This is a genomic window from Candidatus Similichlamydia epinepheli, from assembly GCF_003056015.1.
The window spans coordinates 1-10,201 of sequence record NZ_PPEU01000027.1 but is presented as its reverse complement, the minus strand read 5'-3'; the positions used below and the strand labels follow the sequence as shown (position 1 = coordinate 10,201).

The window sequence follows — 10,201 nt, the reverse complement described above, 5'->3', positions numbered from 1 at the left end:
AGCACTTCCAATTACTTCTATAGTTGCACAAATTGTAAGGGAATGTCCACTTTTGCCTAACTTATTGCTTAAGGTTATTGGGGTGGCTTTTGCAATTCCTTTAGTATTTGCATTGATATGTGCGCTTTTCAAAATTGTAAAAAGATTCTTCATTAGACAAGTAGAGGAATGTTAAGTCGCCTCTCATTGAGATTAGCTTTTTATACAAAAAGATGTAGCGACAGGTTTCCATTATATAAGCCTTGTTCGCTACATCTTTTTTTTGCCTATTTTCCACTTATTCCCCATAGACTGAAAGACACCTTTCTTTAACATGAACTGTTCAAATAATTAAACCAATTTAACCTTCAAGTAAAAATCATTGCAATTTTTGCAAATTGAAATAAACTCACTTCTGGGATCAAATGTAACGGGGCATCTATTGTTTAATGAGATCGAAATCAACGCGCAGCCTTCTACTTGTCACGCACGTTACCATACAAGCTGTCGATTTAGTTGCTGTGATCTGATTGCAAAGAAAATTTGCTCTGTAACAAAGAAGTGCTTCTTTCTAATGCAATCTTTAACCAAGATTGCCAGTGATAGAAGCGCGCAGTTGTATGTAGATTTTTTTAATCAGCCTCTAATTTTCTCCCTTGTATTATTGATAAGCATATCCTCCGTTATCTTGTTAAATGCAATTACAAAGGCTTCTCTTTTACGCCTATTTATGCGTGTGTTTTTTTGCTGCTTTGATATTGTTTTAGCAATACTAATAACTGTCTCTTGCATTCCGTTTTCCTTTCTATCCCTTTACTATTTAATCGATGGATTACAATCTCTATTTAACCATCTTGCTTCCCTATTCGGTTACTTATTGGAAAGAATGATAGACTTACTTTCAAGCCCCTATCCAACAAGCTCTTAACGACATGCACTATCTACAACCTATTCCATATATGATTAAGATTAGACACGTACCAAATCAGGTTGTTACTAGTGGTATTCCGCAACGAGTTTCAACCTACTGCAAGCAAACTTTTGTTCGATGTATACGCATTCCTATACAACTCCTAAAAAAAATTGTTGCTTTCATCTACTCTATTCCCAACATACTTCCATATACAAAAAAAATATGTTATCTCTATAAGAGTCTGTGTCAACGCATTTATAATGAATTTATTAATTATCGAATCTTCTTCAAGTGCCTTGCGATATTTTGTCTCATACTTCTTTTCTTACACGTTCTAAATGCATTCTTTCGTCTAGAAAAAATCTTCTTAGAAAGAGGCGAGGAACAATCAAAAACACTTAAACAAATTGAAAAACAACAACGTTCCATAGAAGAGCGGCTTAATGAACAAGCTGGTTCAATAAGGCAACTGCAAAAAGACATAGAAGAGATAAAACAGACAACAAAAGAGACAAAGCAAAACCAAGAAAATCATGAACAAAATCTAAAAATAACAACAGAACAACTTAAACAGAGCATAAACACAAGCGCGTTTGACAATACGAAAATATTGACTGATACAATGTGCGATAAGTTCGATGAGTCATTTCAAATGCACAAGAAACTAGAAGGATTAGTCGAGGAGTCAAAAAAAGCTATTGATCTCGCTGTAGAAACGCTGGAGAAGAGTAAAGAGTCATTAGAAGAAGATGAAGTGTTCGAGTTCGCTTTAGAAACATTGGATCCAAATGAAGATCCAAATAAAAAGTAGTCCATTCTTAATATTAAACATATAGCGATGATTCCTTCTATCTGTTAAAATATATAAGAAAATTTTTCAGAAACAGAAGCTAACATGACATCTTTTCTCGGATGGAAAACACATTGGAAGGGACAGCTCTATAAAGAGCCAAAATTAAATTCGATAACAAGACCCAGGCATGCCCTCGGTAGAGCTTCCATTCGCTTTGGTGTCGGATATGTGTTTCGCAAGGAAACGAAAAGACAAGTTAAAGAAATTCTGCTTGGTATTTCTCCGTGGCCTTTTCTTCCAACGAGAGGCCAAGGAAAGGGCTATGATAGAATCAACTTGAATATACTGTTACTATTGATGGCTCTATTTGCAATATATTGGCAACCACTTTTCATTCTTCTAACCTTCTTGCTGTATTTAGACGCTCTTCTTGTTCTTGGTTGTTCATTTTTTCTAGAGATGTCGAAATCAAAAAAAGTTTTATTAAAAAATCTAGCTTCTCGAAGAGCACCACTACACAGCTCAATTCCAGGACTTTGTGTAAGACGTCTATTTTTGAGTAAAAGCTTTGGTCTCCTCTTCATGCAAAAAGATCCAGAACAGAAAGATCTTTCTATTCGATCTCTTCTAATTGGAATTAGCTTTTGGCCTTTCATTTCTGCAGCAGATGCACATATCTGTCGTGATCCTGATCTCTCTAGAGGAAGATGTGTATCTTTGAACATAATCCCAATTATAGTTTCTATAATTGTCACACGTATTGCTTCACCGATATTAGGCATACTGTTTTTTGCATACTTATGTTTGATTTGGTACGAAACAACTCCTTTTGATGCAGTTAGACCTCGAGATATTAATACTGGAGATAATTAACTGTGATTTCTGCACCATATTCCTGTTTAAAAAATTGCATTTATCGCTTTTATAACGTCATTAAAAGCTTAAAATTAACAAGAATAGATGCCTCTCGCCTGATTAAATTTGGACACATCAGTACAGAACAATCATACCCTTGTAGAACCTTCTTCCTAAGACATAATTTTACTTGGTGTTTACACAGTGTAGAAAGCAGTAAAAGCAACTTAGAGGTTCTTTTAGTATTCAATCTTTGGCCTCTATTATTTATCATTCAAAAAGAGGTTGTCGATACATCAGAGGTAGTTTTAGAGCGCACAAATTTACTATATATTAATCCAATTCCTTTACTTTTGTTTTGTCTGTTTTCATTGATTAAACGACTAACTGTAAACCTAGCTTACGTATGGATTTTGGATATTTTTCGTTTCGGATATCTATTTTTGTCTTTTCTAATAATTTGGATAGAAGGAAATAAAAGTCGCACAACAACTACACTTGAAGTAGACAGACAACCTATAAATAAAGAACCCATCCAAACAAACAATCAACTTATCCAATTTCTTGTAAGAGATGCAGAAGAACTGTTTGATAACACTTTATAATCTGTCGTTAACAACAAGCCATGAAATATTTTCCCAAAAGAATCTAAAAGCATCATACCGAAATAGCATGACAGTTCAACTATCCGTCGACGGTCTGCTTGTTGTAGACAATAAATAAATTTTTATTTATAATCTTGCTAAAGTTATCTCGAATTACATTTCTCAACAGGTTAGGCCCATGTTTGACGGTCTTATAAATTTAGTTAAATCCACTTATACCGGATTCAGACAAGCAAACACTACAGGAGTTAAAGACCTTCTTCTTGTTAGTCGTACGGACCCTTTTTTCTGCACGCCTAATCCAGTACGGTGGTGCAGTTGTAGAGATTTGTTTCTGAGATGCAGTCGCGCTTGGAAATTTTGCAGAACTGGTGAAGATAGAGTATACAGAGAAGTCTTAGTTGGAATAAGTCCATGGCCTTTCCTCTCTTTGGCACAAGCGGTTACTTTAGAAAATAACGTAGTTGTTCATCGTCAAACTAGACTCAATGTGAATCTTTTCCTACCTATCTTAATAGCACTTTTATTGGCCTTAAAATGGATATTTGCCCGAATAATTGCACCATGGTTTTTTAACTTTCTCATCTTTGCGTACGTGTCTTTCTTCATGTTGATAATCGCGTTGGAGGCTCCCGGACGTACTCAAGCCACGCCACCAGAGTACATAGATCCACAAATCATCTGATTCTACAGAGAGCGTCTATCAAGACGCTTTCAGGATGAATTGGTTCTTCTTCCCGAAATTAAAAATAATAAATTTTTCCTTCAAAAAGTTTGAGTCTTCAAGTGGACTGTCCACATCTACTTGTTTGCCGTTTATTTTTACAGCACCCTGCACCAGTAAACGTCTTCCTACATTTTTACTTTCAAGCCAACCTAACTCAACACAAAGGCTGAGCCAGCTTTTTCCAACAATAAGTGATCGACTAATAGTGGCTGTCTTAGCCTTTTCCAATTCATCTTCTGAAACTTGAGAAATGTCTTTTTCCATATGTAACTTTTTACCAGCATGTGCTTCTTCAAGCCCTTTATCTCCATGAATTAAAAGAGTTAGCTCTTTAGCTAAAAGATGCTGCAAATCCCTTTTGGATAGAGATTTTTCCAAATGTTCAATTTCCGAAAGAGGCAAAAAAGTAAGTGAGCGGAGAGCATTAATAACAATAGAGTCTGGCAACGCGACTATTTCCTGATAAAAATCAGCAGGTGCAAGGAGATCTGAATCAAGCCAAATTGCCCCTGACTCACTTTTACCAAATTTCGTACCGTCCTCTTTAGTCAAAAGAGGCCAAACAAACCCATGAGTGCTTTCTTTTGTTTTTTTGCGGATCAACTCACAACCTGCTGTGACATTACCCCACTGATCACTTCCACCTATCTGTAAACGAATGCCTAACTCTTCAAATAAGTAGAGAAAATCGTAAGCTTGTAATAACTGGTATGAAAATTCCGTATAACTCATCCCTACATCAGATTGAATACGACGACGAATCCATTCCTTACCTAACATTGGGCCCATTCGAAAGAAGTGTCCAATATCTCTGAGATAAGTAGTAAGGTTCATTTTATCGAACCAATCTCGGTTATTGACAATCCTAATGGAAGGCCCCATGAAACGAGCAATCCAACTTTGAATAGACGAACTATTATCTTCTATTTGATCTTGCCCAAGGGACGATCGCTCACTCATTTTCCCTGAAGGATCTCCAACCGAAGCCGTAACACCTCCAATAAGAATCGTAACTTCACATCCCATTTTTTCTAGCCATTTCGCAAGAATGAATCCCTGAAAATTACCCAAGTGTAGACTCTTGCCAGTAGGATCAACTCCCAAGTAAAATTTTGGTGTCTCTTCCTGCAAATAATCTTCACACCCAGATGTAGCAGATTCAATCAGGCTTCTTGCCTGGAGCTCAGCAAAGCGATTCATATATTTCCACAATTTCAAAATGGGTTCTGTTCATCGAAAAACTTAACAGAAATAGAAGGAAATTCTTTTCGCAACTTATCAACTAACTTTAGTGGCCCTACACGTTCTGTAGCGAAGTGGCCTGCTGAAACAAAAACTTTTCCAGATTCTCTAGCTACATGCCATTGAGGCTCGTCCCCAGTTCCCGAAATAAAGAGGTCAACACCTTCTTCAACTGCTGACTCAAAAGCACGATGAGAACCTCCAGAACAGATTCCTACAACTTGAACAGATTGAACACCTGAAGGCAAGGCTACGCGAAGGGAAGAAGAGTAATATGAAGAAATTTGATCAACTAACTTATCAAGAGAAACAGGAGCTGAGAATTTCCCTTTCACTGCTACTGGAGTTCTCTCCTTCATGGACAGCCTTAACTGAGTCAATTCCTGCAATCCCAGATCAATAGCCGCCCCCCAACAGTTACCAATAGTCGTATGTCCATCCATAGGCAGGTGATATCCGAACAGAGATACCTCTCTCAAAACAAGTGGGCGAACACGCTCCAGAAAACGACCAACTATTAAATTCTGCGCTCCATTCCAGAAAAGACCGTGATGTACAATCAAAGCATCTGCATTCCAAGAGCAGGATTCCTCAATAGCTGATTTGCTGGCAGTGACAGCAACAGCAATCCTCTCAATTGTCTCCTTCCCCTCAATCTGCAAACCATTAGGTCCAAAATCATCGAATAGTTGAGGTTGATACAAATCATCTAAAAATTTGTGCAGTTGAGATCTCATTAACACGCGTGGTTTCCTCACTTTGGAAACATATTAATAAACAACCAAAACCGTAAGGAGCAACTCATGGGAATTTACGATTTGAAGGCGATTCTAGCAAAGAAAGCAATTGAATGTTTGCCACGAGAAGGAGTTCTAGGGCTGGGCACAGGAACCACTACCGAAGCATTCATTGAGGCCTTAGGAGCGCATTTACGTACAACTGAACAATCGTATCAGGTTACTGCATCATCTTACGCTAGTGAACAATTAGCCATTAGATTAGGGCTAGATGTTTTAAAAAAAGATATACCAAATCAATTAGCCATGACAATTGACGGAGCCGATTGTATCTCTGAAGCAGAGGGAGTTTTACTCAAGGGAATGGGAGGAGCTCTTCTAAGAGAAAAAATTCTAAAACAGGCCGCTGCCTCATACTTGGTCCTTGTCACAGAAGAAAAATGGAATCTTTCTTTTCCAATTTCCATTTCTTTAGAAATTCTACCTTTTGGGTTTCAGTTTGTTGAGCACAATACAGCCTCAATAGGCAAATGCAACCTCCGAAAGAATGAAGCGGGATCACCGATCACATCAGATAATGGAAATTGGCTAGCTGACCTATTTCTGCAAGAAAAACCAAATTGGAAAACACTCCATCACAAATTGAAACTTATTCCGGGGATCCTAGAAACGGGTATCTTTCTTCTGAACCCATCTCAACCGACACACGTACTTACCATCGATTCCAAGTGCAAAATCAACAAAAAAACATTCCATTAAAGGGAAACTTGCTCTTGGGCACAATCGCCGAGTACAATAAGCTACTTCTTTCTACATAGGGAGTGGTAAGTGGAAGAAGCAGATGACCTGGTCCTAATGAAGTTTGATAGAATTGTGCCAAATCGAGCTTATACTGTCTTCGTTTTAGGAAACGAAGAGAAGCAATTTGCAATCTATACCGAACCGCAAATCGGTAGAATGATACAGATGCAACTAGCAGGACTTTCTCGAACACGGCCAATGACTCACGACCTTCTGCTACTCATACTGAAGGGGCTTGATGTCTCCATCCTTAGAGTAGTCATTACTGATATGCAAGACACAGTTTACTTCGCAAAACTTTGTCTCGAGCAAAAGCAGAAAGAAATACACTATCTTGTTGAAATTGATGCTCGACCAAGTGACTGCATCACATTGGCAGTAATGATAAACGTGCCAATTTACTGCACACGAGAGTTGTTTGACCGCGTAATACCTTTTTACGACTAAGCTGGCACTCTCAGGCCCATCCTGCCAAAATGATTGCAAAAAAGTAGATTCTGAGGTTAAACTCCAGACCATCAATTCTCTCATCCTGATTTCAATCAGGATATGTCCACACTGGAGATCGTTGCTCATGGAAAAAGAAAACAATCGTTCCAAAAATCATGTTGATCAAGTTAGGTTTCAACCGCTTGGTGATCGCGTTCTGCTCAAAAGAATGGATACAGAGTCAAAAGAAGGTGGCATTCTCTTGCCTGATAGCGCAAAAAAGAAACCAGAAACTGCCCGCGTAATTGCAGTTGGATCTGGAAAAAGGGACAAAGATGGGTCTCTTATTCCTATGCCTGTTTCTGTGGGAGATATGGTCTTGATTGGCAAGTATTCTGGCCAGGAAGTCACAATAGAAAATGAAGAGCTCGTGATTGTTAGCAGCGGAGACCTCCTCGCAAAAGTTGAGTCGTAGAGATCCGTGACAATATAAGGAAAGTTGCACATGCCCGTTAAAGATATCAAGTACAAGGAAGATGCACGAAAAAGGGTCTTGAAAGGCGTCGAGAGGCTAACAAAAGCGGTTTCTGTGACTCTCGGGCCAAAAGGAAAATGGGTGATTATCGAGCAGAAATATGGCCCACCTCGTGTAACAAAAGACGGAGTTTCTGTTGCGGAAAGCGTTTCAGATATCGGTATTGAAGGTTTGGGAATTGAGTTAGTCAAACAGGCCGCAAGTAAGACTGCAGACAAAGCCGGTGATGGTACTACTACTGCCACTGTCCTCACATATGCAATGTGCAAAGAAGGCGATAAATTGATTGCTGCAGGTGCGAATCCTGTTGAAATTAAAAGAGGAATGGACGCAGCAGCATTAGAAGTAGTTGCAGCTCTTGAGGCGATGACGTTGCCTGTAAAAGATAAAAAGGAGATTGCTCAAGTTGCAACCGTGTCTGCAAATGGAGATGAAGAAATTGGTAACCTGATAGCTTCTGTTATTTCAGATATGGGCAAGGATGGCGCGATAACCGTCGAAGAAGGAAGAGGCTTCGATACATACCAAGAAAGAACAGAGGGAATGTCGTTTGATCGCGGTTTCATATCTCCGAACTTCATAACAAGCACATCAACTCAGGAAGCGATTCTCGAAGATTGCTTAGTTTTTATAACGGACAATAAGATCAGCAAAATAAAGGAAATCGTGCCGGTTCTACAACTTGCAGCATCTTCAAACTCTACCCTTTTGATTGTTGCAGAGGACGTAGATGACGAAGCTCTAACCACTATGGTAGTTAATCGTCTAAGAATGGGGCTTCGTGTCTGTGCAGTAAAGGCGCCAGGATTTGGAGATCGTAGAAAAAGATCTCTTGAGAACTTGGCTGTTTTGACTGGTGGTCGTGTTGTTAGTGAGGAGATGGGAGATCGACTCGAATCTTTAGATCTCTCGCAGTCTGGTATCTTAGGAAAAGCTAGGCGTGTCGTTGTTGGCAAGGATAAAACAGTTGTCATTGATGGCAAGGGATTCAAAGAAGAGATTGAGGCAAGAAAGGAACAGATTCGCCTAGAGCTTCAAGAAGCTACTTCTTCTTACACAAAGGACAATTTGCAGACAGAGTTAGGTCATTTCTCAGGTGGTGTTGCTGTTATTTACGTTGGTGGCGCTACTGAAGTAGAGATGAAAGAGCGTAAAGACCGAATCGTAGATGCTTTAGAGGCGACTAAGGCTGCTGTCGCCGAAGGAATATTGCCTGGGGGTGGCACTGCACTTCTTAGGGCTGCTCAAAGGGTTAGAAAATCCCCTCCCAAATGCTCTGGTGATGAGACACTAGGAGTGGAAATACTTTTGAAAGCTCTTGAGTCTCCAATTCTTCAGATTGCAGAAAATTCTGGTAAAAAGAGCGCTGTTATATTGCAGAAAGTTGAGAATTTAGAGGGCAACTTCGGCTACAACGCAAGAACTGATCAATTTGAAGATCTTGTTTTGTCTGGTGTCATAGACCCTAAAAAAGTTGTTGTGATGGCTCTTCGTAATGCTGAGGCACAAGCTTCGATGATACTTACGACTGAGGCAACGGTTACCGACCTTCCAAGCGCATCTTGCTCAAAAGATCAAGATTGCGGTGATGGAATGTGCGGATTCGGTGATTGATTTCTCTTTTTAATCTCTTGAGTTTTACATGAATTCCTGGCGCGGAGTAGAATCTGCGTCTGGTTTTCTGTTCCGGATTAGCTCAGTCGGTAGAGCAGTGGACTGTTAATCCATTTGTCGCAAGTTCGAGCCTTGCATCCGGAGTATTTTAAGTTCAGTTCGATGTTTGGAATTCTCGCCTATGACATTCGTAATACTTCTTTCTTAATCTTCGAGAGGTGGCATGTCTTCGTAGGGGTCTTCCTCAGAGCCATTTTCTCCAAATTGTGTTTCGTCCTCATCTCCTACGTTTTCTCGTGATGTATAAACCGGTGGTGGCTCTTGGTAAGGAGGTGGACGTTGGGACAAATCATACATAGGAATTGATTCATACCCTGGAAAATATGTGTATGGGGGTGGCGGGGTTTCAATAAGTGAGCGTTCACTCAGTGCAGGTGATGCTTCAGCATCAGATGATGTTTCAGCTCTCCCAGGTAACATTCTCCTTGGAGGAATTCTAAAAATAAATGAGAACAATAAAATTATCTGTGAAGCAACATAACAAAAGATTGACAATTGCGAACTCTGTGAAACTTCATTGGAATGCAAATAAAGTTGAATTAATAAAAACGATAAAAAAACGACGACTTCTAAAACGTAAAATGAGATTACTTCACATCTTGTTACTTTGTTCATAAATAACATGATCAGTAACGACAAACAGCAATTCCACATGGAATAAAAAAGTAAAATTGATTTTGCAGATGGATAAGATGCAAATTGGCACCGTCTGTTGTTGGCTAATGTTTCAGAACTATTTGAGCAAAATCTTAAAAAATAACTTGGAATAACAAACAGAAAAATCACACCAAGAAAAATTATTATAGACATAACAATTACGACGGCAACTCCAAAACTGCGCGCGCTGTTAGATCGTCCTCTATTTCGGACAGGGGGGGGGGGGGGGAGGATGATTAATCTCTTCCACTAGA

Annotated in this window: 12 protein-coding genes and 1 tRNA gene; 10 read left to right on the top strand and 3 right to left on the bottom strand. The window is 39.3% G+C overall.

Going from position 1 to position 10,201, the window contains the following annotated elements:
• The first annotated feature begins 553 nt into the window (after positions 1–553).
• The 5 genes from GCCT14_RS05435 (at position 554) to GCCT14_RS02460 (ending at position 3,830) form a co-directional block, all read left to right on the top strand.
• Positions 554–907, top strand: a complete 354-nt coding sequence (locus tag GCCT14_RS05435) for a hypothetical protein (protein ID WP_108624097.1) — start codon at positions 554–556, stop codon at positions 905–907.
• 4 nt (positions 908–911) lie between these two features.
• Positions 912–1,703: a coiled-coil domain-containing protein gene (locus tag GCCT14_RS02475; RefSeq protein WP_157952507.1), complete on the top strand. Its 792-nt coding sequence runs from the start codon at positions 912–914 to the stop codon at positions 1,701–1,703.
• Positions 1,704–1,787: 84 nt separating this feature from the next.
• Positions 1,788–2,558 (top strand): hypothetical protein, encoded by a 771-nt coding sequence (locus GCCT14_RS02470; protein ID WP_108624095.1) that lies wholly within the window; start codon positions 1,788–1,790, stop codon positions 2,556–2,558.
• Positions 2,559–2,560: 2 nt separating this feature from the next.
• Positions 2,561–3,145, top strand: a complete 585-nt coding sequence (locus GCCT14_RS02465; RefSeq protein ID WP_108624094.1) for a hypothetical protein — start codon at positions 2,561–2,563, stop codon at positions 3,143–3,145.
• Between the two features lie 178 nt (positions 3,146–3,323).
• On the top strand, positions 3,324–3,830 hold the full coding sequence (locus tag GCCT14_RS02460) for a hypothetical protein (RefSeq protein WP_108624093.1): 507 nt from the start codon (positions 3,324–3,326) through the stop codon (positions 3,828–3,830).
• Positions 3,831–3,848: 18 nt separating this feature from the next.
• On the opposite strand, the gene tyrS is transcribed toward GCCT14_RS02460, so the two are convergent.
• Together tyrS and GCCT14_RS02450 are read right to left on the bottom strand one after the other, a co-directional pair.
• Positions 3,849–5,072, bottom strand: a complete 1,224-nt coding sequence (gene tyrS, locus GCCT14_RS02455) for a tyrosine--tRNA ligase (RefSeq protein WP_108624092.1) — start codon at positions 5,070–5,072, stop codon at positions 3,849–3,851.
• 14 nt (positions 5,073–5,086) lie between these two features.
• Positions 5,087–5,851, bottom strand: coding sequence for a Nif3-like dinuclear metal center hexameric protein (locus GCCT14_RS02450; protein WP_108624091.1), 765 nt, complete (start codon positions 5,849–5,851; stop codon positions 5,087–5,089).
• A 66-nt stretch (positions 5,852–5,917) separates the two neighbouring features.
• On the opposite strand from GCCT14_RS02450, the gene rpiA reads away from it, so the two are divergent.
• The 5 genes from rpiA (at position 5,918) to GCCT14_RS02425 (ending at position 9,374) form a co-directional block, all read left to right on the top strand.
• Entirely contained in the window at positions 5,918–6,610 is a 693-nt protein-coding gene (rpiA, locus tag GCCT14_RS02445; RefSeq protein WP_108624090.1) for a ribose 5-phosphate isomerase A, read from the top strand.
• A gap of 69 nt (positions 6,611–6,679) precedes the next feature.
• The gene (locus tag GCCT14_RS02440) at positions 6,680–7,099 is read left to right on the top strand and encodes a bifunctional nuclease family protein (protein WP_239978357.1); all 420 of its coding nucleotides are present in this window, start codon (positions 6,680–6,682) and stop codon (positions 7,097–7,099) included.
• Between the two features lie 127 nt (positions 7,100–7,226).
• The gene (locus tag GCCT14_RS02435) at positions 7,227–7,556 is read left to right on the top strand and encodes a co-chaperone GroES (RefSeq protein ID WP_108624089.1); all 330 of its coding nucleotides are present in this window, start codon (positions 7,227–7,229) and stop codon (positions 7,554–7,556) included.
• Between the two features lie 30 nt (positions 7,557–7,586).
• Positions 7,587–9,230, top strand: coding sequence for a chaperonin GroEL (groL, locus tag GCCT14_RS02430; RefSeq protein ID WP_108624088.1), 1,644 nt, complete (start codon positions 7,587–7,589; stop codon positions 9,228–9,230).
• A 71-nt stretch (positions 9,231–9,301) separates the two neighbouring features.
• Positions 9,302–9,374 (top strand) — tRNA-Asn (locus GCCT14_RS02425).
• A gap of 60 nt (positions 9,375–9,434) precedes the next feature.
• Here the strand turns inward: GCCT14_RS02425 and GCCT14_RS02420 are convergent.
• Complete coding sequence (locus GCCT14_RS02420) at positions 9,435–10,100, bottom strand: hypothetical protein (protein ID WP_108624087.1); 666 nt, start codon at positions 10,098–10,100, stop codon at positions 9,435–9,437.
• Positions 10,101–10,201 lie beyond the last annotated feature (101 nt).

Excerpts from the sequence above, each read along its gene's own strand:
- GCCT14_RS05435 (WP_108624097.1), top strand. The coding sequence starts at position 554 with ATGCAATCTTTAACCAAGATTGCCAGTGATAGAAGCGCGCAGTTGTAT.
- GCCT14_RS02475 (WP_157952507.1), top strand. The coding sequence starts at position 912 with ATGCACTATCTACAACCTATTCCATATATGATTAAGATTAGACACGTA.
- GCCT14_RS02470 (WP_108624095.1), top strand. The coding sequence starts at position 1,788 with ATGACATCTTTTCTCGGATGGAAAACACATTGGAAGGGACAGCTCTAT.
- GCCT14_RS02460 (WP_108624093.1), top strand. The coding sequence starts at position 3,324 with ATGTTTGACGGTCTTATAAATTTAGTTAAATCCACTTATACCGGATTC.
- tyrS (WP_108624092.1), bottom strand. The coding sequence starts at position 5,072 with ATGAATCGCTTTGCTGAGCTCCAGGCAAGAAGCCTGATTGAATCTGCT.
- GCCT14_RS02450 (WP_108624091.1), bottom strand. The coding sequence starts at position 5,851 with ATGAGATCTCAACTGCACAAATTTTTAGATGATTTGTATCAACCTCAA.
- rpiA (WP_108624090.1), top strand. The coding sequence starts at position 5,918 with ATGGGAATTTACGATTTGAAGGCGATTCTAGCAAAGAAAGCAATTGAA.
- GCCT14_RS02435 (WP_108624089.1), top strand. The coding sequence starts at position 7,227 with ATGGAAAAAGAAAACAATCGTTCCAAAAATCATGTTGATCAAGTTAGG.
- groL (WP_108624088.1), top strand. The coding sequence starts at position 7,587 with ATGCCCGTTAAAGATATCAAGTACAAGGAAGATGCACGAAAAAGGGTC.
- GCCT14_RS02420 (WP_108624087.1), bottom strand. The coding sequence starts at position 10,100 with ATGTCTATAATAATTTTTCTTGGTGTGATTTTTCTGTTTGTTATTCCA.